At 38.4% G+C, this 24,157-nt stretch carries 28 protein-coding genes and 1 pseudogene; 11 read left to right on the top strand and 18 right to left on the bottom strand.

The genetic code is table 11. The annotated features are described in order from the left end of the window. Window positions 1–12 precede the first annotated feature (12 nt). The gene (locus tag NST02_RS05970; protein WP_137744477.1) at window positions 13–1,071 is read right to left on the bottom strand and encodes an LLM class flavin-dependent oxidoreductase; all 1,059 of its coding nucleotides are present in this window, start codon (window positions 1,069–1,071) and stop codon (window positions 13–15) included. Window positions 1,072–1,194: 123 nt separating this feature from the next. Here NST02_RS05970 and NST02_RS05965 point away from each other — a divergent pair, with 123 nt between their 5' ends. Next, window positions 1,195–1,560, top strand: a complete 366-nt coding sequence (locus NST02_RS05965; protein WP_137744470.1) for a winged helix-turn-helix transcriptional regulator — start codon at window positions 1,195–1,197, stop codon at window positions 1,558–1,560. A 448-nt stretch (window positions 1,561–2,008) separates the two neighbouring features. Then, window positions 2,009–2,371, top strand: a complete 363-nt coding sequence (locus NST02_RS05960; protein WP_235879546.1) for a hypothetical protein — start codon at window positions 2,009–2,011, stop codon at window positions 2,369–2,371. 99 nt (window positions 2,372–2,470) lie between these two features. Here the strand turns inward: NST02_RS05960 and NST02_RS05955 are convergent, their stop codons facing one another. From NST02_RS05955 to NST02_RS05945, 3 genes and pseudogenes are all read right to left on the bottom strand, one after another. Continuing rightward, entirely contained in the window at window positions 2,471–2,758 is a 288-nt protein-coding gene (locus NST02_RS05955; protein WP_137744469.1) for a hypothetical protein, read from the bottom strand. Then, window positions 2,755–2,862, bottom strand: coding sequence for a GNAT family N-acetyltransferase (locus NST02_RS23750; protein WP_095310874.1), 108 nt, complete (start codon window positions 2,860–2,862; stop codon window positions 2,755–2,757). The genes NST02_RS05955 and NST02_RS23750 overlap by 4 nt, the downstream gene beginning before the upstream one ends. Before the next feature lie 156 nt (window positions 2,863–3,018). Beyond that, window positions 3,019–3,144 (bottom strand): annotated as a pseudogene (locus NST02_RS05945) (MarR family winged helix-turn-helix transcriptional regulator); the annotation flags it as partial. Between the two features lie 133 nt (window positions 3,145–3,277). Here NST02_RS05945 and NST02_RS05940 point away from each other — a divergent pair. Further along, on the top strand, window positions 3,278–4,393 hold the full coding sequence (locus tag NST02_RS05940) for a YibE/F family protein (protein ID WP_340949994.1): 1,116 nt from the start codon (window positions 3,278–3,280) through the stop codon (window positions 4,391–4,393). Beyond that, complete coding sequence (locus NST02_RS05935) at window positions 4,390–5,166, top strand: YibE/F family protein (RefSeq protein ID WP_095310604.1); 777 nt, start codon at window positions 4,390–4,392, stop codon at window positions 5,164–5,166. The genes NST02_RS05940 and NST02_RS05935 overlap by 4 nt, the downstream gene beginning before the upstream one ends. 922 nt (window positions 5,167–6,088) lie before the next feature. Here NST02_RS05935 and wrbA read toward each other — a convergent pair. The 6 genes from wrbA to NST02_RS05905 all read right to left on the bottom strand — a co-directional run bounded on the left by wrbA (window position 6,089) and on the right by NST02_RS05905 (window position 11,478). After that, a complete protein-coding gene (gene wrbA / locus NST02_RS05930) occupies window positions 6,089–6,754 on the bottom strand; it encodes an NAD(P)H:quinone oxidoreductase (protein WP_095310605.1) in 666 nt (221 codons plus the stop codon). Between the two features lie 56 nt (window positions 6,755–6,810). Beyond that, a complete protein-coding gene (locus NST02_RS05925) occupies window positions 6,811–7,419 on the bottom strand; it encodes an alpha/beta hydrolase (RefSeq protein ID WP_095310607.1) in 609 nt (202 codons plus the stop codon). Next, on the bottom strand, window positions 7,419–8,333 hold the full coding sequence (locus NST02_RS05920; RefSeq protein ID WP_445678153.1) for a ring-cleaving dioxygenase: 915 nt from the start codon (window positions 8,331–8,333) through the stop codon (window positions 7,419–7,421). Before NST02_RS05920 ends, NST02_RS05925 begins: the two co-directional genes overlap by 1 nt. A gap of 17 nt (window positions 8,334–8,350) precedes the next feature. After that, entirely contained in the window at window positions 8,351–8,548 is a 198-nt protein-coding gene (locus NST02_RS05915; protein ID WP_340948439.1) for a hypothetical protein, read from the bottom strand. A 231-nt stretch (window positions 8,549–8,779) separates the two neighbouring features. Continuing rightward, window positions 8,780–9,718 (bottom strand): ring-cleaving dioxygenase, encoded by a 939-nt coding sequence (locus NST02_RS05910; protein WP_340948438.1) that lies wholly within the window; start codon window positions 9,716–9,718, stop codon window positions 8,780–8,782. 287 nt (window positions 9,719–10,005) lie between these two features. Continuing rightward, entirely contained in the window at window positions 10,006–11,478 is a 1,473-nt protein-coding gene (locus NST02_RS05905; RefSeq protein ID WP_340948435.1) for a flavin monoamine oxidase family protein, read from the bottom strand. A gap of 309 nt (window positions 11,479–11,787) precedes the next feature. On the opposite strand from NST02_RS05905, the gene NST02_RS05900 reads away from it, so the two are divergent. Together NST02_RS05900 and NST02_RS05895 are read left to right on the top strand one after the other, a co-directional pair. Further along, window positions 11,788–12,573 (top strand): helix-turn-helix transcriptional regulator, encoded by a 786-nt coding sequence (locus tag NST02_RS05900; RefSeq protein ID WP_340948434.1) that lies wholly within the window; start codon window positions 11,788–11,790, stop codon window positions 12,571–12,573. Between the two features lie 361 nt (window positions 12,574–12,934). Then, window positions 12,935–13,372, top strand: coding sequence for a VOC family protein (locus NST02_RS05895; RefSeq protein ID WP_340948433.1), 438 nt, complete (start codon window positions 12,935–12,937; stop codon window positions 13,370–13,372). Window positions 13,373–13,790: 418 nt separating this feature from the next. Here NST02_RS05895 and NST02_RS05890 read toward each other — a convergent pair whose 3' ends face one another. After that, the gene (locus tag NST02_RS05890; RefSeq protein WP_095310621.1) at window positions 13,791–14,399 is read right to left on the bottom strand and encodes a LysE family translocator; all 609 of its coding nucleotides are present in this window, start codon (window positions 14,397–14,399) and stop codon (window positions 13,791–13,793) included. 145 nt (window positions 14,400–14,544) lie between these two features. Here NST02_RS05890 and NST02_RS05885 point away from each other — a divergent pair, with 145 nt between their 5' ends. Next, window positions 14,545–15,090, top strand: a complete 546-nt coding sequence (locus tag NST02_RS05885; RefSeq protein WP_137744464.1) for a helix-turn-helix domain-containing protein — start codon at window positions 14,545–14,547, stop codon at window positions 15,088–15,090. 118 nt (window positions 15,091–15,208) lie between these two features. Continuing rightward, the gene (locus NST02_RS05880; RefSeq protein ID WP_095310625.1) at window positions 15,209–15,769 is read left to right on the top strand and encodes a sugar O-acetyltransferase; all 561 of its coding nucleotides are present in this window, start codon (window positions 15,209–15,211) and stop codon (window positions 15,767–15,769) included. 52 nt (window positions 15,770–15,821) lie between these two features. Here the strand turns inward: NST02_RS05880 and NST02_RS05875 are convergent, their stop codons facing one another. Further along, the gene (locus tag NST02_RS05875) at window positions 15,822–16,691 is read right to left on the bottom strand and encodes an SDR family oxidoreductase (RefSeq protein ID WP_095310627.1); all 870 of its coding nucleotides are present in this window, start codon (window positions 16,689–16,691) and stop codon (window positions 15,822–15,824) included. Window positions 16,692–16,867: 176 nt separating this feature from the next. Between NST02_RS05875 and NST02_RS05870 the strand changes: the two genes are divergently transcribed. Beyond that, the gene (locus NST02_RS05870) at window positions 16,868–17,311 is read left to right on the top strand and encodes an Rrf2 family transcriptional regulator (protein ID WP_095310629.1); all 444 of its coding nucleotides are present in this window, start codon (window positions 16,868–16,870) and stop codon (window positions 17,309–17,311) included. Window positions 17,312–17,535: 224 nt separating this feature from the next. On the opposite strand, the gene NST02_RS05865 is transcribed toward NST02_RS05870, so the two are convergent. The 3 genes from NST02_RS05865 to NST02_RS05855 all read right to left on the bottom strand — a co-directional run bounded on the left by NST02_RS05865 (window position 17,536) and on the right by NST02_RS05855 (window position 20,575). Then, window positions 17,536–18,207, bottom strand: a complete 672-nt coding sequence (locus NST02_RS05865) for a GNAT family N-acetyltransferase (protein WP_340948426.1) — start codon at window positions 18,205–18,207, stop codon at window positions 17,536–17,538. 97 nt (window positions 18,208–18,304) lie between these two features. Then, entirely contained in the window at window positions 18,305–19,510 is a 1,206-nt protein-coding gene (locus NST02_RS05860; protein WP_137744462.1) for an MFS transporter, read from the bottom strand. A gap of 30 nt (window positions 19,511–19,540) precedes the next feature. Then, a complete protein-coding gene (locus tag NST02_RS05855; RefSeq protein WP_137744461.1) occupies window positions 19,541–20,575 on the bottom strand; it encodes a serine hydrolase domain-containing protein in 1,035 nt (344 codons plus the stop codon). Window positions 20,576–20,882: 307 nt separating this feature from the next. Between NST02_RS05855 and NST02_RS05850 the strand changes: the two genes are divergently transcribed. Together NST02_RS05850 and NST02_RS05845 are read left to right on the top strand one after the other, a co-directional pair. Beyond that, a complete protein-coding gene (locus tag NST02_RS05850; protein WP_137744460.1) occupies window positions 20,883–21,218 on the top strand; it encodes a DUF6054 family protein in 336 nt (111 codons plus the stop codon). Between the two features lie 97 nt (window positions 21,219–21,315). Then, window positions 21,316–21,588: a hypothetical protein gene (locus NST02_RS05845; RefSeq protein WP_137744459.1), complete on the top strand. Its 273-nt coding sequence runs from the start codon at window positions 21,316–21,318 to the stop codon at window positions 21,586–21,588. Between the two features lie 216 nt (window positions 21,589–21,804). Here NST02_RS05845 and NST02_RS05840 read toward each other — a convergent pair whose 3' ends face one another. From NST02_RS05840 to NST02_RS05830, 3 genes are all read right to left on the bottom strand, one after another. Continuing rightward, window positions 21,805–22,029 (bottom strand): hypothetical protein, encoded by a 225-nt coding sequence (locus NST02_RS05840; protein ID WP_137744458.1) that lies wholly within the window; start codon window positions 22,027–22,029, stop codon window positions 21,805–21,807. Window positions 22,030–22,380: 351 nt separating this feature from the next. After that, complete coding sequence (locus NST02_RS05835) at window positions 22,381–22,878, bottom strand: RNA polymerase sigma factor (RefSeq protein ID WP_170211361.1); 498 nt, start codon at window positions 22,876–22,878, stop codon at window positions 22,381–22,383. A gap of 75 nt (window positions 22,879–22,953) precedes the next feature. Beyond that, window positions 22,954–24,150 carry a hypothetical protein gene (locus tag NST02_RS05830; RefSeq protein WP_340948421.1) on the bottom strand — a complete coding sequence of 399 codons (1,197 nt, stop codon included), beginning with the start codon at window positions 24,148–24,150 and terminating at the stop codon, window positions 22,954–22,956. Window positions 24,151–24,157: the final 7 nt, after the last annotated feature.

Below are 24,157 nucleotides of genomic sequence, written 5' to 3'. Positions count from 1 at the left end.
TAGTTGTCCCTCCTACTTTTTCGCTGTATATTTACGGATCGCTGGTAAAATATCTGTAGCAATAATCTCAATATTTTTTGCCAATTTATCAAACGGAACGCCACCGAAGTCCATCTGAGCCATATAACGTTGATGGTCAAAAAGCTCATGCTGATATAGAATTTTTTCGATAATTTCCTGTGGACTCCCTACATTAATGACATTGCGCTTATCAGAAGCTTGAGCAAATGCTTGCTTCGGAAAGCCATTTCCGTTTGTTAATTTCATTCCCTCATTAATATATGGATACATTTCTCTCATTGCTTCCTGTGTCGTCTCAGCCGCAAAGAAAAATCCCGTTGTCGCAACTGGCAATTTTGCTGGATCAAAGCCGTTACTTTCCGCTACCTCACGATATGCATCGATCGTACGTTTAAAAATACTAGCTGGTCCACCCAATGCAGCTAATGCCATCGGTACCCCTGCATACCCGGCTTTCATCGCACTTGCCGGTGTTCCTCCGACTGCTCTCCAAATTGGTAAAGAACCATTTTTCGGGCGTGGCAGTACTTTCGCGTTTCTCAGTGCAGGTCGATATTGACCACTCCAGTTTACAATTTCTTCTTCATTTATTTTTAATAATAAATCAAATTTCTCTTCAAAAAGCCCCTCATAATCACGAACGTTATACCCCAGTAATTCATATAAACCAATACGTGATGCTCGTCCTGCTATTATTTCTGCACGCCCGTCTGAAATCAAATCAATCGTAGCAAAATCTTCGTACACTCTAACCGGGTCCGATGTACTAATAATCGTAGATGAACTTCCAATTTTGATTTTTTTGGTCGCTTGGGCAATGGCGGATAATATAACCGAATGGGCTTGAGCGACAAAATATTCCTGGTGACTTTCTCCCACACTAAAAAAGTCAATACCCGCTTCATCTGCGAGTTTGGCTAATTCAATAATTTCTTGGACCCTTTGTTGGGCTGATATTCTTTCGCCTGTATGTGGATTGGTGAGATGGTCCGCTAACGTATAAATCCCAAATTCTAAGCCTTTGCTTTGATCAATCCGATATTTTTCCATGTCATCAAACCTTCCTACTCTTTTTACTCTAGCCATGCTATTATCACCCATAATACTCGATTAATGAAGTACGCACTTTTTAGTGGTATAGTATATAAAAGGATACTACAGGGAGGGTTTTAGATGAAAATTGAACCTGAGTCTTGCCGTGTCGACGATGCTCTAGGGATCTTAGTTGGAAAATGGAAGCCCCTCATATTATTGCACTTATTAAAAAATGGTACTCAAAGATTCAGTGAACTAAAAAGAAGTGTTCCCGGAATCACACAAAAAATGCTGACAAACCAATTACGGGACTTAGAAGAAGAAGATATTATTGAACGAAAAGTATATCCCCAGGTACCTCCAAAGGTTGAATACTCCATCACGGAATATGGGAGAAGTTTAGAGCCGATTTTAAACGCAATGCATGAATGGGGAACTAATCATATCATTCACAAACGGGAAAAAATGAAAAAAGAGAATGTGGGAAACGAACGAAAACTTTAAGTATGAAAATACTCTAGTTCGTTCCACTCGATTTTCTGTTCGTGGAAAATCAAAGGTTGAGAACGAAACGGGTTTTGCTTTAATGGCCGTGAATTTAAGAAAATTCACGGCCAACAACTAGGGAATAGAAGAATTTGTTACATAAAAATAGAGAAAGGTGAATTTGAAGCTAGTTATGTCCCAGCTTCTCAGACTGCCCGCAAATGCTCGCTTAATTTGTTGCTTCGCCTTGTCCGGTGCCCATTTCCTATTATGGTAACTCCGTTCCTTGAAAGACAAACGTTTTCATTCAGTCTGAAGGAAAATGACTATCTAACATCTTTTACTTGATCTATCGCTCTAACTCTAGTTTTTTTAACTACCAAGCCTCAAAAAAAAAAATAATGAGCATAATATAGGTATTTTATTGACAAATTAAAGTTAGCTCAATGAAAGGAGAGGTTCTCACATGCCTCAAAACACTATTTTGGCTCAAATCGCAACAATTGCAAAACAACTAGAACAACAAGAAGCGCAAAATGCTCAGGTCCTGCAAAATCAAGATCTGGGAACACAGCAGCAACAACAAATGAGTGATTTAGAACAAAATGCGGCTCAACAATTAGAACAAATTCAACAGTTGATCCAGCAATACCAACAACAAAACCAAACGCAACAAAGCTTTCAATCAGCAACCGGAAATGCAAGCGGGCAATTAAGTGGAAATCAATCGGTCTTAAGCTCTGAGTTTTCTGGAACAGATGCTGAAGAAGTAAGACAACAAAATCAGCAATCCGCACAAAATCAAAGCGGCGGTAATCGTTTTAGCTAAAAAATAAATTTAGCCAAACACATGTGATGCCCCAAATTCAACATTTGGGGCATCACATTATTCATTTTCACAAAAAATTTTTTTTGAATCTGAAGTTCGCTATTGGCAAGTCACGCTCGTTTCCCCATTTTGTGCGATCTCCATCGTTGCTGAATTTCCAGTATCTAAACAGCTCTCAAACTCTTGCAATTTGTCTTGCTGATCCTTTTCTCCTTGAACAATTTGATAACCAGGTATAGCGATAGAAATAAGAATAATCACTGTCAAAATAAACGGAAATAACATCCGTAACCAATTGCTTCGCATATTACCATTAGACTCGGGATGATAATCGTCAGAAAAGAAAAGACAAAATTCTCGATAGTACAATGCATTATGCACAATCATATAATTTTGTGAAAACCATTCTTTCTTGCTGTTTCTTCAATGGCTTTTAACAGCAGACTCCCGCTCCCTCTTCCCCTATTCGCGGGTAATGTATACTGATAAATCTCCTACCCCAGCGTAAGCACAACGATTATTATAAAGAGAGATTCCCACCAGACGATGCTTCCATCTTTTTAATAGAAAGAAAGTCCTTCCACAATTGCCCTCGCATAAACCTCTCATTCTTATTTGCAAAATGCAAGTATTATTAATCAGGGATTTTACCCCTGCATATTGCCACGAATACTGGATTTAGACACAGCATCATTCAACAGTTTAATTGAGCGAATCACCGTTTCTTTCTCGAAATCATTCATATGGGAGAACACTTCGTTCAAAAATATATTTGTTCATCATAATCAACAATTTGCAAATCGCAACTTTCTATGATTCTTGACGCTCTTTAAGCATTCTTGATATTCTTAGACCATTCATGAAGTCCAACGGGAGGTTCCTCTCTTGCAACTATTAACAACTAAAATGACTAAAAAAAGCCGAAACGTTCTTTCATATATTCTTTTAGCAATTCTTTTTACTTCTTCCTTCCTTTTTGTCCGGTTCAATTATGGTCTGTATGAGCGTCCCATTGCTAAAGTAACCGATGTAAGGATACAAGATTCTATTGAGAATGTAGATATGTATGATAATAAAGATCTTCTGACAACGCAGGAGCTGGTCGCAAAGGTAATGAATGGTGAACATAAAAATGAGGAAATCCATCTTGTGAATGAGTTTTCCTCATCAGGTGCTTTCGATCAAGAGTATAAAGTCGGCAATGAATTGTTTGTCATGATTGAGCAACCGGCAAAGGGTCAATCCGAATTAACAGGAACAATCCAAGATGTAAAGCGAGATAAATACTTGCTCATTGTTGCTTGGGCATTTATTTTTACCCTTTTGCTTGTTGGAAAAAAACAAGGCTTCTTCGCCATCATTAGTTTAGTCGTAAACGCTGTATTGCTTTCCTATGCGCTAGATTTTTATCTCCAGACATCTGGTATCCATCTGCTAGTGATCTGTAGTATCAGCATCATTTTATTCACGGCCATTTCATTATTGCTCGTAAATGGTTTCAATGAAAAGACCTATGCGGCAATCATTGCGACGCTTCTGGGGACCTTTCTGTCATTGCTGATTACATATGCTGTAATGTGGATGACGTCCGAGCAAGGACTGCGCTATGAGGAAATTCAATTTATTACCAGACCCTATAAGCTCGTCTTTTTAGCAGGTTTATTTATCGGTTCCTTAGGGGCTGTCATGGATGTTGCAATCACGATGTCTTCATCAATCTTTGGATTGTATGAAAAAGATATAAATATCTCGAATAAGGCTCTGAAAAAGTCGGGGATGGAAATCGGTAAAGATATTATGGGAACCATGACTAATATTTTGTTCTTTGCCTATATCAGCGGTTCAATTCCGATGCTTATCCTTTATTTTAAAAATGCGTCTCCTTTAGGTTTTACCCTTTCAATGAATCTTTCATTAGAATTGGCTCGTGCTCTGGCTGGTGGTATCGGTATTGTCATCACAATCCCAATCGGGCTCTATATTACGCTACTGTTTGTTAATCGAAAGAGGGCAAGACAATGAATGTATTGGTTTTACTTGGAATCATATTATTTTTATTGATGATTGTCATAGGCGGTAAAAAGGGAGCGCGCTCTTTTTTCGCCCTATTTCTCAACTTTGTCGTCGTTCTTCTGGCCGTTTTATTTATGAATGACCCAAGTCTAAATCCAATCGTTATAACGGTCATTGCCTGTACAATCATCAGTTGTATTAATTTATTCTATATAAACGAGATCAACATCAAAACAAAAACTGCCTTTGTTTCTACACTCATTACGATTGTGATTTTGCTTGTTTTTATAGTCGTCATTACTGAACAAGCAATGATTCAAGGATTCGGCGAAGAGGAAATAGAGGAGCTTGGTATCTTTTCACTCTACATTGGAATTGATTTTGTTAAACTGGCTACTGCCGTCATTATTATGAGCACGATTGGCGCTATTACAGATGCTGCCATTGCCATTTCTTCTCCAATGTATGAGGCGTTTTGCCATCATCCCAACATTAGCCGCAAGGATTTATTTAAATTTGGCATCAGTATTGGACGGGATATTTTAGGAACTAGCGCTAATACACTTTTCTTTGCTTTCTTTGGCAGTTATTTAGCCTTGCTTATTTGGTTTAAAGATCTCTCCTATTCGATTGAAGAAATCGTCAATTCAAAAATCTTCAGTGCTGAAATGATTACCATTCTTTGTGCTGGCACAGGGGTTACATTAATCATCCCGATTACAGCATGGATATCAGCATTTTACTTTGTTAAAATCCGTGATAAAAAAGTCCCACAGCCATAGCATAAAACTGTCGGAAAATGCCCCCAAAAAAGCAAGTGAAGCACATTGAACTGCCCCATAAACGTCAGATTGTGTCTAACATTTACGGGGCAGTTCACACATTCACTTGCTTTTCTACGTTTTGTCTGAAAGCATCTGATTCAAGAGGACAGTTTGCAGTTGAGACTAACCTGAGTTTGTCCTCATGAACCCTCTATGAGAACACTTTTCTACTTTTTCCATACTCATGTTTGTCCTCATGTATCGTTTATACGAACATTTCCACCTACATCTCACTCGCAGTTCCCCTTATGGGCCCTTTATGCGGACATGAGAGGGCTCTTTTTGGGTGGCCTTTGTCCTCATGAACCCTTCATGCGGACACGATTTTCTCTTTTTGAACTTTCTCTGTCCTCATGAGCCCTCTATGTGGACACGAGGGGCTCTTTTTGGGCTTTCTTTGTCCTCTTGAACCCTTCATGCGGACATGAGAGGGCTCTTTTTGGGTGGCCTTTGTCCTCATGAGACCTTTATGCGGACACGAGTTACTCTTTTTGGGCGTTCTTTGTCCTCTTGAACCCTTTATGAGGACACGATTTTCTCTTTTTGAGCTTTCTTTGTCCTATTGAGACCTTCATGCGGACACGATTGGCCTCGTTTTGGCTTTCTCTGTCCTCTTGAACCCTTCATGCGGACATGCTTTGCTCTTTTTGAGCTTTCTTTGTCCTCTTGAACCCCTTATGCGGACACGAGGGGCTTATTTTAGGCGTTCTTTGTCCTCATAAGCCCTTCACACGGACTAATTGCTTTCCTCGGAACCACTCCACTTTGTGAAAGAAAATCGAAAACAAAAAAGACGCGTCAATCCACCTTTTTAATTTGGAGGTTTGAAGCGTCTTATCTTGAAGCAATCGAGGAAAACCCAGCTTTGTGTTGTCTCGTCTTATTGGTTACCCTTTTTAACCCATTCGGCAATTTGTACCGTGCGTTTTGCTTGATGTTTTACGGCAGCCTGTACATCCTCAACCATGTTGCCATCTTGATCAACTGTCACGCTTGTACCATATGGGTTGCCGCCTGAAGCAAAGATAACCGGATCGCTATAACCTGGAGTTGCTACAATTGCTCCCCAATGATACATCGTTGTATATAGAGAAAGAATGGTTGCTTCTTGACCGCCATGGGAATTTTGTGCAGATGACATCGCACTCACAACCTTATTAACAAGCTTGCCATTGAACCATAATCCACCAGTTGTATCTAAAAATTGTTTCATCTGCGACGGCATATTTCCAAAGCGTGTTGGCACACTGAAAATAATCGCATCTGCCCATTCCAAATCGTCTAGAGTGACCTCAGGGACGTCCTTTGTTGCTTCAACATGAGCCTTCCATGCTGGATTGCTCTCAATTGCAGATTCAGGCGCAAGCTCTGGTACTTTTAGCACCTTTACATCAGCACCGACCTCTTTCGCACCTTCCTCAGCCCATTTCGATAATTGATAGTTTGTACCACCCATGCTGTAATAAATAACTGCTAATTTTACATTTGACATTGGCTCTGACTCCTTTTTTGTTGAATTTCCAAATAGTTTGGACAAAATGCCCATACAACCACCACCTAGTTTCTGTTTGCTTAACTGTTCCTATACGCGTGTTCCAAAAACTATAAAGATAAATTTCGATACCATTTTGCCGCTGCCTCTACTTCCCCAAGCGTCAATTGATGTCCATAATTTTCCCAATGAAGTTCAACATTCGCCTTAGCATCTTCCAATAATGATTGCAGTTCCTTCGATTCTGCTGACGGACAAATCGGATCATTAGTGCCAGCGGCGATGAACACAGCTTTGCCTGTTAAATCAGGAAGTTCTATGCCTCTTCTTGGCACCATTGGATGATGAAGAATAGCTGCTCTCAATGCATTTTTATGGTGAAATAATAGACTTGCTGCAATATTGGCTCCATTGGAGTAGCCGAGCGCAACAAGATTATCTCGGTCAAATCCATACTCCTTTGCGGCATTATGAAGAAACTGATTGAGTTCATCTGTACGAAAAATGAGATCTTCTTCATCAAACACACCTTCTGCTAAGCGTTTAAAAAATCTTGGCATCCCATTCTCAAGTACATTGCCGCGGACGCTTAATACAGAGGCATCCTCATCAATTCTACCTGCGAGCGGTAACAAATCCAGTTCATTTCCGCCTGTCCCATGCAGTAAAAGCAAGGTCGGCTTCGATAGATCTGGGCCTTGGTTAAAAATATGCTGCATCAGTCAATTCCCTCCACAATATGAACTCCCACGTCTGGTAATAGAGCTTCTAATTCTGCTCTTTTTGACTCTAGCCATGGTGGCAACATTAACTGTTGTCCAAGATGTGCGACTGGTTCATCACTAGTAAAGCCAGGGGAATCGGTCGCGATTTCAAAAAGAATTCCCCCTTCATCATGAAAATAAATCGATTTAAAATAGTGTCGGTCACGGATCTCAGTTGGATTCAAGCTTTTTTCCAAAAGGAGTTCTCTCCATTGATAAAGCTCCGCCTCATCCTTTGCTCTTAAAGCAATATGATGGAGCGTCCCAGCGCCCATCAGTCCACGAACTGATGGAGTCAGCTTAATGTCGATCAGATTGCCAACTGCTCCCCCCGCTTTAAATCGTAAATAGCCTTCATCATCTCCAACACATTTCATTCGAAACAAATTTTCTAAAATATCCGCGCTTTTATCCGGTTTTGCCGAATACAATGTAGCACCAGCAAATCCAATGATCTCAGGACTATTTAAGGCAACAGGATGCTCGACAAGCTCTAGCTTCAAACCGTCTCGATCGGTTAATGATAGAAGCGAGTCTCCGAAACGACCAACTCTTTCATAGTCAATTCCAAAATGGTGAAGGCGATTTTCCCAAAAATCAAGTGAATTTGCAGGGATGGCATAGCTTGTCGCCCCTACTTGTCCAGTGCCGATTCGTCCCTTAAGTTGCTTTTCCCATGGAAAAAATGTCATAATCGTTCCAGGCAATCCTCTATAATCACCAAAATAAAGGTGATATACTTCAGGGCGCTCAAAATTAATTGTTTTTTTCACCAACCTCAACCCAAGAATGTCAGTGTAAAAATTTATCGTTCTTTGGGCACTATTAACCATAGCTGTAATATGATGGATGCCTTCAGACTTTAACAACACCCTCACCACCTTTTCTATTTTGGCCGTTCTAATTTTTCGTAGTTACAACTTACTGGTGCAAAGCCATTCGGAGCAATTTTGCCATTCTGAAAAATTTCTTCTGCAACATGATTACGAATAACTTTGCCAATCATAAAAAGCGGCGTTTTTCTAACTCCATAGTATGTCCAATATATATTCAGTCTAATTTTTGCTTTCTGCTGGATGCCCATTCAATTTCATTTTTTATCAATGTTATTTTTACTTTCTCCACATTGTTTCGTCCACTATATGAACAACGTGTCGTCAAAATTTTTTTAGTTGCTTCCTTTATTTCCCCTGCTGCTTTTCGTTGAACCAAACTTTTTGGTACCCCATTTAAAATACGGCCGTAACAACGGCAATTGGTCTCAGAACAACACTTCCAATCAGGAATTTATTAAGTTGGATCAAGCGAACTTAAATTAATCCAACTCTCTCACAACAAACGGAATAAGACCACGTTCAATTTGCTCTCTGAACTTTTCATACCGTTCTGGTAATTTTAATTTTTCACCTAAACGATCGCGAGTTTCGTCAAGAGCAAATCCTGGAGGATCCGTTGCAATCTCAAATAATATCTCCCCATGCTCGCGGAAGTATATTGAATTAAAATAATTGCGATCCTGCACTGGAGTTACGCCATACCCATTCATGGAAAGGCGCTCCTGCCAGTCTAATTGATCGGCATCATCGACTGCCCGCATAGCAATATGATGGACTGTTCCTACTCCCATTTGACCACGACCATTTGAAGTCAGTTTAAGATCAATGATATTTCCAATATCTGCTGATGATTGAAAGCGAACCATTTCTCCTTCCTCTCCAACAAGCTCAAAACCAAATTCCTTCTCTAACAATTCAGCCGTCTTTTTAGGTTGAGCAGAGAACAGTACCGCTCCTCCAAACCCTTTTATCGCAACTTCTGGAGTGATTTCACCAAAAGACCAATTGTTTTTCTCACCGCCAGTTCGTGCAACTATTTCTAACTTTAGTCCATGTGGATCAAGAAAGCTTAAATACTCCTCGCCAAAACGCTCCACCATTGTAAAGGGAATTGCAAATTTCTCCAATCTCTTTTTCCAAAATGTCATGGAATCGATTGGTACTACATAAGTGGTTATGCCAACTTGGCCATCACCAATAACCCCTTGTCTTGCTCCAGCCCATGGAAAAAAAGTAATGATCGTTCCCGGCTTTCCCTCTTCATCTCCGAAATAAAAATGGTATGTGCCTGGATCATCAAAATTGACCGTTTGCTTGACTAAACGAAGTCCTAAAACGCCGGCATAAAAATCCACATTTTCCTGAGGATGTCCAACAATTGCCGTAATATGATGGATTCCTGCTGTTTGTTTGCCCATGCCTATCACTTCTCTTTCATATCAATTCAATCGCAAAGGTTTCCGCTTAAATGTCTCTAGCCAAAAATCATGTCTTCACGATTCTTTCTCTTCAATTACAGAACGGTATAATTGGAAAAGTGCTTCTTCTTATTATTTACTAGTTTTAATCTTATTTTACTTATTAAAAATATCTCGAATTCGAGATATCAAATTAAAAAAATAAGACTTTATCTCGAATTAATTTATCTTTAATTCAAGATAATTGTATATAATCTACGTCTTAATGTCAACCTCTTTTTCATTATCTATCTTCGATTGACTTCATATGCAGCCCGAATTCCGGATTCAATCGCTCCTTCCACCCAACCATGAAAAGTGGAAGTATGCTCGCCAGCAAAATGCATTCTGCCTTCTTGTTGGTAAATCACGTCCCCTAAATCTGCTTTTTGTCCAGGAGCAAATAGAGTAAAACAGCCGGCTGAAAAAGGATTTCTGCTCCAATTAAAGGTAACCCCCTGTAAAAACTCTTGATACACAACTGATCCATAAATTTTCGCCAAATCCTTTAAAGCATAATGAACGACTTCTTGATTAGATAGACTATTCCACAAAGCAGCGTCATGTCCCCAACTGTAGCTTGCGAGCATCACAGCTGGCCCCATTTTGCCGATATTATGGCTAGGAATATAACTAAACCGTATCGGCAGATCAGAAACTGCATTGCCCACCTTAAACCTTTCCCAAAATGGATGTTTAAACTCAATACCAATTTTCACGGACGGTATTGATAGCAGCTCCCTAATCGCTTGGCGTTTATTAAAAGCGAGCGACTCATACGGTTCAAAATCGATAAACTGTAAGGCTGAAAAAGGAATCGTAATAATCGCATAGTCGCCTGTAAATGTTTGAATTTGTCCGTTTCGTTGATTGATTGTTTGAAAACAAACACATTGCTCATTTTGAATGATCTTATATATTTTCTCATTTAAAAAAAGTTCGTTCCCTAGTTCAGATAAAAATGCATAAGGCAGGCGATCATTCCCACCTTCGATTTCATAAAAAACGGCATCCTCATTAAAAATCGGGTAAATAATATCTGTTACAATCCCTACAAACGAGAGCTCACGAAAGCCCTCAATTCCAAGCAAAACACTGATCATTCGGATCGCGTTCAATGACAGAGAAGGTCCATAAGGGTTGTCTCGAAGATAAGCTTCCATTGAATAATGATCAAATTGCTTCATTAACTCTTCCTGCTCTTCTGGGGTGCCATTTTGATAGCGATCCAAAAAAGGCTGTACGGCAGCTAGAAAAAGTTCGTTTGCCGTTTTTCCTTTTTCCCAACCGCTGAGAGGAAATTGCAGTATGTCAGGTTTTTGTTCATAACGTGCGCTTGTCGTTAGCACATTATTAACGTAAATTAGGTCATTTGCAGTTGTATTAATAAAACGATTCGTTTTCAGCTTGAAGCGACGAATATATTCAGAGACTAATAGATGGTTGTTAGGTATTCTCATAGCACCAAAATCTAAATAATTGCCAGCACTAAAGGGCTCGCGGACTGTATAAATTCGTCCACCAATACGAGAATTCCCCTCCACTATGGTTACATAATGGCCAGCCTGTTTTAAAAGAGAGGCTGCCACAAGCCCGGCCATCCCTGCCCCTGCGATTAGGATTTTTTTCGGCTCTGTTCCTTTATTTAATCCATTTTGAATTAGCCGGAGCATATCATTCGGATAATTCAAGTAATGATATTCTGTCGCAATTCTACTCATCCGTCCCACTCCCCTCCTTTTCATCCTATGTAAAGATGAGAGTGGATATGATGGGAGAAAAGCTGGCAACATCAGCAAAATATCTACTCACAGCTAGAACTTACAACGCTCTACCTAACATAAAATTTCCTCTAATTTAAAGCCACCTTTTCAATTGTCCTTAATTGGATTGTCACGTCTGAAATTCGGATGACCTCAAATATTGATGAAAACGCACCCGAACATTAACAAAATAATTGTTGATTGAGCAGATGAGAAGTACAATAAAAGAAACCGTGCATTAAAGATTGACTGAAAAGGAAGATTCCTATGAAAGAAATCATTGTTGATATTCTTACTTACATAAAAACCAATCTATCTGACGAGTTGACTATCGAAGAGGTAGCCGGCCACTTCGGGTATAGTAAATATCATTTTAGCCGTGAGTTCAAAAGATTGACGGGTTTTTCAGCTGCTGATTATTTGTCTTCGATCAAAATTGAACGAGCGAAGCAAGAATTACTAAAACAAAATTTTTCAGTCACTGATTCGAGTTTTGATGCAGGATTTTCTAGCTTAGGCACATTCTCAACTACTTTTGCGAAAAAAACCGGTCTTTCACCTCGTGAATACAAAAAACAAGTCGAATCTCTTTATGGAATCACTAAAGAATATGAAAGAAAATATCCATGTACCCTTCATTATTATTCGGAAGAAAAAAATACCGAAAAAAATAACCAGCTCTCTTTAACAATCCATTATCCTGAGAATTATGAATCAAGTATCACGTTTGCCGGCCTGTTCCGTAGTCCTATCCCTAACCACAAACCCATTGTTGGCACTGCTTTAACTCAAACAAATAGACATACCTTTACTCATATTCCAGATGGAGACTACTATCTATTGGTCTGTTCTATCGAAAAGACAATGAATCCATTGCGCTATTTTGTGCTTAATGAGTGTTTACGAGGAAAAGTGGAAGAAGTTTTACACTTTCCATCCTCCGAACATTCCCATGTAGAGGTGCACTTACGCCCTCCTTTACCTGAAGACCCTCCGATTTTAATTAATTTGCCTAAATTATTAGCCGATTCTTTTCCATTCCGCAATCTATAAGAAGTACCTCCTCCTCCTTTGTGCCAAAATATAATTGAAAACATAACAAAAGGAGGAGACAATCGTGCTTTTATTATTTATTTACCGCAGCAAAAGATGAGAAGCAGCAATTATCCAATCGCCGTGAAAGCTTTAAAAGATGCTGAAAAAGAACAGATATGATTTGTGATCAGATGTGAGAAATCACTTAAAAATAGTTACGGAGTATTCAGGTAATGTGTTTGGACTCCCATGGTAGAGATGCGAGACTTTTAAAAGAAAGTGAGCGCTCTAACTAATGCCTGACATGGATTGCTTTACTGATGGAAAATTGAGATTCAAAATGCTTTAAATTAATTAATAATGAAAGGACGTCGTTATTATGGAAATAAAATTAACCCCTTATTTATTATTAAACGGAAATGCGAAAGAAGCTGTTACCTTCTATGCAGATACCTTTGGAGCTGAAGTGGAAAGTATGGAGCTTTTAAAAGATTGGCCTCATGAATTTGAAAATGGGATTCCAGAAGGTTATGAAGAAAATGTCATGCACGCACACATTAACATTGGCACTTCACAGTTAATGCTTGCTGATGCTTTGCCAGGCCAAGATTTTACAGCAGGCTCAACAATTACCATTATGATTGATTTACAAGAAGTAGAGGATGCGAAAAGATTATTTGAGAAATTTTCTGTTGGAGGAGAAATTGACACGCCTTTAAGCGCTACCAGTTACAGCCCCGCTTATGCTCAATTGACTGATCAATTCGGTATTACATGGCAAATAGTGACAGCATTTAAAGACGACGAGCAAGCATAATTTAAGTCACTGTTGAAAAATGTGATTGAAAGAGAGAAACACCATTCAAAAGTAAAAGATAAACAAGAATTTCACCTTATTCCAAACTATAACATTGCAAACCTTCGATGGAAAAATCTAACTGGCTGATTAATTTAAATGTCAACAGTCACTACTTTGTGCCCACAGAAAAGATGAACTGTTCAATGTGGACAAATGACCTCAATCTTGTTTATAAAAAAGTTTGGATATGCCTCCGTCCTTTTTAGTGAGTGAGTGCATAGCCAAACTTTTTCTCCTCTCATGAAGACAAGAATAAAAACTTTGCTGAGTAAGTCATAATTGCTTTTTTTACCTTGACGGCTTACTTTATCTCCAATTTTCTGCATACCATTTGCAACCGAAAGCTCATTATTCAATTTTCCTTCATGCACTCACCTTACCTTTTCTCGAACGCTAGCTTCAAGCCGAACCCTATGAGGATAAGCCCTGTTGTTTTGTCCATGATTCTTTGAACCTTCGCTGACATTAACCATTCTCGCAAATAATTGATGAAAAACACATAAACAAAAAACCATATAATCGATAAAATCGTGTACACAACTCCCATTGTAATAAGTTGTATCGTTACATTGCCTGAACCATTCACAAATTGGGGAAGAAAAGTGATGAAAAACATCGCCACTTTTGGATTTAGAACATTCGATAACAGCCCTTGCGTGTAAGGTGATTTCCTTCCATTTTCCCCAAGGTCGGACTTGCTATCCTTCTCCTTTTTGATAAAAGAAGATGCTCCAAGATAGATAAGATAAATAGCACCAATATATTTTACAATTTCAAAAGCAAGAGCGGACTGCATGAGGATTGCCGAAAGACCAAAAGCTGCTGCCACTGTATGAACCAATGAACCAGTCGTAATTCCTAGCGCCATTTTATAGCCATCTTTTCTACCATCTGAAATCGTTCTTTTTGTAATCAGCGCCGTATCTATCCCTGGACTCATGACAACAAAAAGTGATAACAATAAAAAGGTCAAGAAATCATTCATTTTAAACACCCCTACTCATTGAAATAAAACTCTACACAAAATATAATTTAATTATATTAAATATAACTTAACATAGAATGATATTGTTGTTTAGTAATTTTTTAATGACCATTAAATTTAATGTAAACAAAAAGGCGGAGGAATCATGGAAAATATAAATATCGGTAATAAAGTGAAGAAGTATCGCGAAGAGAAGGGGCTGAGTAGCAGGAAGTTGGCCAAGACAGCTGAGATAACTCCATCCATGTTAAGTCAAATAGAACGCGGCCTAGCTAATCCATCGATCCAAACGTTAAAGATACTCGCGAAGGCTCTTGATGTACCTACTTTTAGTTTTTTACTTGAGGATACCCCTACTGCCGATTTAGTGGTAAGATCGAAACAGCGCAAGGAAATGATTGTCGATGGCTTAACATACGAACTCATTTCCCCAAATTTCACAGGTACATTGGCTACAGCCATTATGAATATACCTCCGAAAACCGTATCGTCTGAAAAGCTGCTGGAGCATAAAGGGGAGGAAATCGCCTATGTGCTTGAAGGGAAAATCAAAATCTATTTAGATCGTGAGGAGTATATATTAGAAACGGGCGATAGCGTTAAAATCCCCGCACATATGCGTCATAAATGGGAAAATATATTTGAACAAACAGCTTCCATCTTATTTTCTGTTACACCCCCGTCTTTTTAACGTTTTTTTACTAAAGACTTTTGGTTCTCCTCATGCGAAACCAAGGTTTCACACGTAATGACTCAAAAAACGGCATATTACAAAACGCAATAATATATTCAGGAAAGGAGCAACAATTATGCGCTCAGAAAAAGAAAAAATGCTAGCAGGTGAAATGTACAATCCAGCCGATCCAGTTTTAGTAAAAGAACGTGAGGAGGCAAGACGCAAGGTTCGAATTTACAATCAAACGTTAGAAACTGAGGGAGAAAAACGAACCAGTTTATTAAAAGAATTGCTTGGATCAACAGGTGATCATATCTATATGGAACCGAATATCCGTTTTGATTACGGGTATAACACCCATGTCGGAGAGAATTTTTTTGCTAATTTTGACTGTACCATTCTAGATGTATGTGAAGTACGCATTGGTGATAATTGCATGCTTGCCCCCGGTGTACAAATCTATACAGCGACACATCCACTTCATCCCCATGAACGTAATTCAGGAAAAGAATATGCAAAGCCGATTTCAATTGGAAATAATGTGTGGATTGGCGGCAATGCGATCATTAATCCTGGCGTCACAATCGGAAATAATGCCGTTATTGCTTCCGGGGCAGTCGTGACGAAGGATATACCAGACAACGTTGTTGTAGGTGGTAATCCCGCAAAAATCATTAAGGAGATTGAACGATAATCACTAATATTGACAACGAAACCGACCTCCAAAAGGAAGCCGGTTTTATTTATTATTCTGCTTCAATCCCATTGACAATTTGCGTAAGTGCTTCTTTTATTGGTGTTGTTGACCGACCAAGAACTTTAGCGAAATCTTCACTCTCTATTGCTAGTGAGCCTTCACGTATGTCCTTTTGAATATTGACCAGCATTGGAATGAGGAAATCTGGCAGTCCAGCACTCTTCATGATTTCACCATAAGTAGCATCATCCACTTTTTGCATTGTTACCTCTTTACCCAATACTTCTCCAATTGCTGTGACAAGTTCCTGCTGTGATAAGAGTGGTCCAGAAAGTTCATAGGTCGTTTTTTCATGTCCCTCACCAGCAAGCACCTTAGCAGCCGCTTCCGCATAATCCTGCTGCAGCGCCCAACCAACCTTTCCCTCTCCTGCTGAAGTTACCCACGGGGCACCAGCTACAACACCTTGAATACTTGGAATTTCATTCTCCAAATACCAGTTATTGCGCAAGAAGGAGTAGGGAATCCCTGTCTTCAAAATTGCTTCCTCGGTTGCTTTATGCACCGGTGCCATGGAATTCGTGCTTTCCTGTGCATTGGCAATGCTCGTATAAGCAATAAAGCGAACTCCAGCCCGTTCCGCTGCAGCTACTGCGTTGAAATGCTGGCGAATTCTTGTATCATTATCACCATCGGCTGAAATCAGCAACAAACGCTCAATTCCTGCAAAAGCTGAATCCAATGTTTCTGGATAGTCAAAATCCCCTTGACGGACCTCGACTCCACGCTGCAGCAGTCCTTCTGCTTTCTTTGGCTCACGAACACTGACTGCTAATTGTTCTACAGGTACTGTTTGTAGCAAAGTTTCCACTATTTTGCTGCCAAGCTTCCCGGTTGCTCCAGTTACTAACATTTTCATCTTCTTTTCCCCCGATCAATTTTTTATGATTACCTGTAACCATTTTAATTACAACCATAAATCCTGTCAAGAATTTTACACAATCATTACCTATTTCATGTAGTGCTTTCTATTTAGTATAATAATAGTCATATCGTATAATAGCCTTAAAACTCTCATAAAGTTGGTGATTCTCTATGTCGATCAGCAGCCGTTTTGCTGTAGGCGTTCATATATTAACCTTGATTGAGTTTAATAAAGAAGGAGTTAGCTCTTCAGAATATATCGCCGCCAGTGTGAATACAAATCCCGCACTAATAAGAAAAATTGTCGGCATGTTAAAAAAAGCTAAACTAGTGGAGGTCCATCCAGGAATTGCGGGAGCAAAGCTTGCTAAAAACTTATCGGAAATTACTTTATTGGATGTGTACAAAGCAGTTGATGTCGTTCAGGACAACGAATTATTTAACATCCATGAAAATTCAAATCCGCAATGCCTTGTCGGTCGGAACATTCAAGATGCGATTGCCCCTATTTTAGCAACCGCTCAATTAGCTCTGGAAAAGGTTTTGAGCGGTGTCACGATTGAAGATATCGTTCAAGACATCATAAATAAAGAAGAACAAAATAGAGAAAGGTGAATTTGAGCGTACTCAAATTCACCTTTCTCATGATTTGAAGCTATTATGTCCTAGCTCCTTATCACTTGCTTAAACACTTTTTATCCATACATATATTTATCGGCGCTTTTTTTCATATATCGGCGAAACTTGGATTATATCGGCGTTTTAAAAAATATATCGGCGAAAAAGCAAATTTATCAGCGAAAAAAACAATATATCGGCGAAACTCAGTATTCAACCTATTAAAATGGTTTTAACGCAACGGTTTCTTCCGTTTCTAAGTTTGCAATCATATCCAACCACTTCTGAGGCTTGTTTGGTAACACGGTGTAATATCTTTTTAAAAATGCCACCACGAGCTCTGCCTTGATTTCATTCACTTCAGGGTCTATCGTTAAAAAAGAAAGGTCTAACCCCTTAACTGCTTCTCCATCATTATTCCAAGACGGATGCACATATGGAAAATCTAAACGGCGATAGCCTAAATGAGACAACACTTCACGGCGCACATAAGGGTCCATCGGTTTGACGCCACCAAATTCATAGTGCTCGACCCGATATGGATCATAAATTTCTGCAAACATGCCAAATAGCTGTTTTCCATTTGTTTCCGCTAACGCTTTTAAATCGTCTGCTCTCTTATTGGCTAAAAAAGGGCCGATACCAAGTCCGGCTTCGCCGATAATCGTAAAATCTGTCATTGCGACATTAAAATTCTCATAATAGCGATATTCTGTTGCTCCAACCACTTTTCCTTCGTGCACAGCAACAAAAACCCTAATTCCCGGATCTTCTAACGGCTCCCTCCATAGCTCAAACTCCAATACTTCTTCTGGTGGAAAAATATTTTGCATTAGCTGATGCATTTGCTCAAACAGCGGATCATCTATACTTGTTATTCTTATGTACTCCATTTTTCGCTTATCCTCCCTTAAATAAAAAACTGCACTTTAATATTAAGCAAAGATAGAATATCACATGAAGTTGCAAAAAGCTTAAAAAATTCATGCGCTAATCCCTTAAAGCATTTCCTTGCTTTAAGGGCAGCAAAACTGTGATAAGAAGTGCCAGTGCGAAGCAAGCCCCGACAACCGAAAAGATTAGGCACACTAGTTGTAAAGAAAACCATTCCGCAAGAAAACCTAAAATTAGGGTAAAACCAATTTGAACGATACCTTGCAGCATATCGGCCATGCTTCCAAATCGCCCCATAATGCTTACAGGGACATTGTTTTGGAAAAAGGTTGCATAGCCCGCATTGGCAAAGGCCATAAAAAAACCGAGAAAAACAAAGGCTGCCGTTGCTGTTATAAAGCTGTTCGAGGAATAAAACCACGCATATCCAACCGATGTTAAAAACATCCCTGCTCCTAAGTACCATTTCAAGGGTACTTTTTTAGCGATTACTGCAGAAACAAAAGCACCTGCTAATGCCCCAACGCCAGTAATACTTACAATCACCCCATACTCCCAATCTGATAATTGCAAAATTTGTTTAATGAATGTAACCTCTTGTGAATCAAGGGCAAAACCAATTAACATCGCAGTTTGAAATAAGGCATAAACAATCATAAAAAACTTCGCCTTCATTACATAGGTTGTCACTGTCCGCCAATCATTTATTAATAGCTGCCAGCCTACACGCTCTCTGTTACGATGCTGTCCTTCCTCAACATTCGGAAGAAGAAATATAAAAAACGCACAGACTAAAAAAGTGACCGCATTAATCATCATGCACAATTCGGTTCCGAAGTACATAATGAGAACACCTGCTATCGCCGGACCTAACAGGAAGGCGCCTGAATTGGTCATACTCATGATTGAATTAAATCTTTTTCGATTTTCCTGAGGAACCAATTTTGCTATATATACTGTTGAACTTGGTCCAAAGAAAGCTCCAACGATATTAATCAACAATAGTAACGCGTAAATGATCAACAATGAGCCGATAAACGGAATGCAAAATACAAGCAAACCCCTGACCAGATCAATCATTATCATTAATCTTCGCTTGTTTACCCTGTCTATAACACTCCCAGCCCAAGTGTTTGTCAGTAAAATAGCAATCGGTCTTATAATATATAAGCCTGCCACAGCAGCCGCCGAACCGGTTAACTCTAAAATGGATAAATTTAAAGCAATTAAATAGATCCAATTTCCCAAATAAGAAATCCCTATTCCTAAAATTAGCAAAATAGGATTCTTCCATCCTTTCATTCACTCACCCAATTCTAAGCTGAAAAGCTTTCACTTGTTTCTTTCTTCTGAGATAATTTGTTCAATTCCTTTCATCACCCCGTATGCACCTTCAGATTTATTGGAACAAACAACCACAGTTATACAGTCACTAGGATAAAAAGCAGAATGAAAGCTTACACCAGGGTCATAACCCATCACGTGATATTTGTGCACCTCTTTCCCTTTCTTCTCAATCCAAACACCATAGCCATAATGATCTTCTTCTTCATCTGCTTGAGCGTGTGGGGTGAGCATTTGCTCAAGTGTTTCTTTCCTAATGATATGTCCGTTCACAAGGGCATTCCAGAACTTCCCCATATCGTTTACGGTCACATATGCACCGCCATCTGAACCGCCTTTGGCAGGTAACGAATAAATATTGGTTTTCCATGTTCCATCAGGAAAATCAATATAACCAACTGACGTGTTAGACGGAAGTGCATCAAACTCAAAATAACCTGATTCCATCATGTCAGCTTGAGGAAAAATGTTTGTTTGAATGTAATCGGAAAAGGCCTGACCACTTGCTTGTTCAATAATCAAACCTAATAAAATATAACCAGCGTTATTATAGTGAAATCTCTCTCCAACATTTAATTTCATTGGCTTATTCTGAAATAATGGCAGAAAATCTCGCAAGCTTCTTATTTTATACATTGGATTATCAAGCCACAATTCTTCGAAGTCGTCCATCACTTCCTCATCAAAGTAATCGGGAATTCCTGCAGTATGTGTTAATAGATGATGAATCGTTATTCTCTTATCAAAATGAGGAAATTCAACATTGAGACACTCATCCAATCTTGTTGAAAATGATAGTTTTCCCTTCTCCACTAATTGACAAATGCCAACGGCTGTAAATATCTTACACCCTGATGCAATTCCGAAGCGTGTAGCATAATGATTTTTTAGTTGCTCGGAGCGATTTGCATAGCCAAAGCTTAGCTCTATTATCTGCTCCATCTCATTTGCAACCAAGACAGAACCAGAAAATTCATTCTCATTTTGCACATTCTTTATTTTTTCAAGCAATCTAGTCTGCATCCATTTCTCCAATCCAAAAAAGTTTTGTTTCTTCAATACTTCCATACAAAAGGCTAGAATCCTTCTCCCAAAACAAAACTTCTCACTGTAAAGCTAATTTTCTATTGATATTTCATTCGCGTTATTTCTAAATAAGTTTGAAAAACAGCAATAAAAATGTATATTAAAAGTAATGACTTTGTTCATCAGAATGGTTGATAAAGCGGTTTTGGGCTCATTTCGTGTACAGCCTTGATTTTCAGGCCTTTTTAATATAAAGCCTCTAATTCCATAGAATTAGAAAGACTATAGGTAGGATGGTGTCCATATGGCAAAGTATGAAAAAACGATTAATGGTAAGTTTGAAGAGGTAATCAACCAATTGCAAAATGATATTAACAACAGTGGAATAAGTATGAAGTTAGTCGCAGAAAGCAACTACACGATTGAAGATACTAAAATAGCCGTTCGAGTCTATGATAAATATTTTATGAGAAATGGCAACAGGGCTAGCTTAAGCCTTACTGTAGTCGGTTCTCACAATACTATTTTCATATCAGCAATTGGCGCTGGCGGAGGAAGTGGTGTTTTCTTTAACTTTAGTCTCGGCGCCGAAGATGATATGGTGGAAATCGTCCGAAAAAGTATAGAACAAATGGAATAATCCTTTTTTAATGAGCACGCCGCTCAGTTCCCAGCTTAACAAATATGATAATAAAAGTACTTAATTGTTTATTTCGATAAACTATAGGAGAGATTAGATGAATAAAGACTTAACCCGTTTAGGCTACTTTTTATTTTTTACAGGAATCATATTATTTGGCATCATGCATCTGGCAATTGCTTTATACATTCCTAATTTATCAGGTTGGAGTGATCCGCCTGGCAAACTTGCAATAGTACTAGGGGAAATCATTGGCTGGGTTCCTTATACATTAAGCATCATTTTATTAATAACTGGTTCATTGATCATCGTTTGTGAACAATATCAAAATTCACAACGAAAACGCAACAGCTCCAAAAGCAAAGGGTGACCAACATTACTCTTTTATTAGGAGCATTCCAGCGTTTCGAGCTGAAAAGAGGAAAAATTAAGCGCCTTATCATTCTTACAACACTTTGATTCTTACGTCTAAACTCGGCAAAAAACAATTTCTTGTTTTAAGTTTTTATTGAGCTTAAAAACGGCTGTAACTAATGAAACGGATAATGACGTTAATGGAGCAATCATCACCTGGATACACTGACTTCTACTTTAATTTAGTAAAAAGCTTACCATTGTTTAACTCACACCAATCATCTAATTCATCATACGTTTCTTTAACTCCATATTTAGCTAAAAAATCTTCCTTTGTTTCAAATACTTCTACCAAGCCCTTTTCTATTGAAGTTACCATCTGAAAAGGATTTAGTTGAAAAACTTGAGAAACAGCTATTAACTCACCTATATGAACCATGTCAGCGATATTTTTCATTATATATCCTCTAATAGCAGTTAGAGGTGTTCACTCCTTCCGTTAGAAAAGGATAACCATACAAGTATTATTTTCAGTATCGACAATAGTATGTATCAGTTAGATGGAAGCTGTTACGCAATAAAAGAAGGTTTGCAAAGGAAGCATAATGGATATTCATCAACCTTCTAATTGCAAATGCTTCGGTTGCCCAGACAAATTAAATCGCAGGACAATTGAAGGTCGAATTGTTCTGCGAGGATTAATCGAAGGGGCTTCCTTCATGAAAATATCTTAATGACCGACTAAAGTTTGTTAGAAATTTAGCGGAATTTGCTTGAAAAAGAAACCCAAACCCCGCTGTTTGGATTTTTAGTTCATTGATTGCCTTAATAGACGTTTTGCGCGAAAAAGTCTTGTTTTTACAGTCGAGATGTTAATATTCAAATATTGTTCGATCTCTTTCATTTTCAAATCTTTCATATACGCCAAATATAAAATTTCTTGATATTTGTCAGGGAGGCTGTTCATTTGCTTATGAACTTCCTCCCCAAGCTGTTGAGTCATCACTTCTGATTCTGGTGTCTGTTCATTGGCAATAAAGAATTCGGAGGTTGGTACCACTCTTTGGTGATAACTTGTTCTTAAATGATCCATACATTGATTTCTCGTTATTGTGTATAACCACCCTTTAATCGAATGGAAGCTTTCTAATTGTTCCTGATGGAGATAACATTTTATGAAAACCTCTTGAACAATATCTTCCACAAGATATGAGTCCATTACATATTTCCACGCTAATTTTTTTAACTCAAGACTATACATATTCACGATTTCTTCAAATTGAATACCATTAAGATTCTCTCTCATCTTCATCACCAAAACCTATCTTTTTAGAGAAATGAAATAAAATTTCCTTCTCGTTCTTTCTTCAAACGTCGATCATTACTCAATATCATGTATATTAAGACTGTCTTCGCTGTAATTTGCACTATCGACTTTTAGCTTTCCTTCGTATAAGGTTTCGCCTGTTTCCATATCCCCAATAAAAAGACTGTGACCGTCATTTGATAAATACGTTAAATAAAATTTTCCATTCATCAACTTTAAGAAGCTGGATTCAAAACCATTTTTCATATCAGGTCGATTAAATACCTCTTTCGCGCTCCATTCGTCCTTTTCAATATCATATTGATGCAATTCGAAGCCTTTTTCCAACAGAACTGGAACGAAGATGGAGGAACCAACGATCACTGCTGAGTCAAAGCGGAGTTCTTCATCTGATTTTTTAATTTCTTTATATTCATTTGTCTCAACGTTCAGCACATATTGTTCCTTTGCAATCAGTTCCTCTTCCTGATAGTAATAGCCATTTTCCTCAACCTGTTTAATTTCGGAATTCTCTTTCAACATCAAGACATAGTTCTTTCCTCCTATAGAAGAATAATCTCGAACCACTCTTAAACCTTCCCACCTATTCTCGGTATGTGATGTTGAGAGAATTTCTTCTTTATTTACGAAATTTTTCGCTTTCAGATCAAAAGTATACACACTTAATTCGCTTCCACCATCGAGGAGAGAGGTTTGTGACATGACCTTTATTTGCTCATTGATTACTTCGACATTTACGATCTCAATCCAGCTAACCCGTTCTTTTTCGGGAATATCATACTCAACTTTGATTGTCTTGTTTGATTTTTTATTTAATACTTCCATTTCAAAAGAGAAGCTTCTAACTGAAGAAAAAGGATTCTTGCTCTTTATTGTCGCATAAGCTAATAAATTCTCATCTTCATAAAAATTGTTTGTTATTAAATCCTTTCCTCTCATAAAATTTCGGTGTTCATCAATTAATTTTAGTAAAACCGGATTAGCAGTAGTATGAAGCAATTGTTCCAGAAAAGATTGATTATTGAAGATGACTGTTTCTTCCTTTGAGACTTGCTTAAAAGATTGGAGCATATCGCCAAGTTGATAATCACCATATATAATTAAGTCATTCAATTCAGCGTCATCGCCACTTATTTTTTCAAAGTTGATATTCACATCATTTTTCGCAGCTAAGCTTGATTGTATAAAATATGTTCCCAGCACAATGACCATTACGATTGAAATTAAACTAATTTTCCAATAACGTTTCATCTAACTC

The organism is Robertmurraya sp. FSL W8-0741 (assembly GCF_038004005.1).
Lineage (GTDB): Bacteria > Bacillota > Bacilli > Bacillales > Cytobacillaceae > Robertmurraya > Robertmurraya siralis.
Note: the sequence above shows the minus strand (reverse complement) of the source record. Positions and strands in the feature narration are given on the sequence as shown.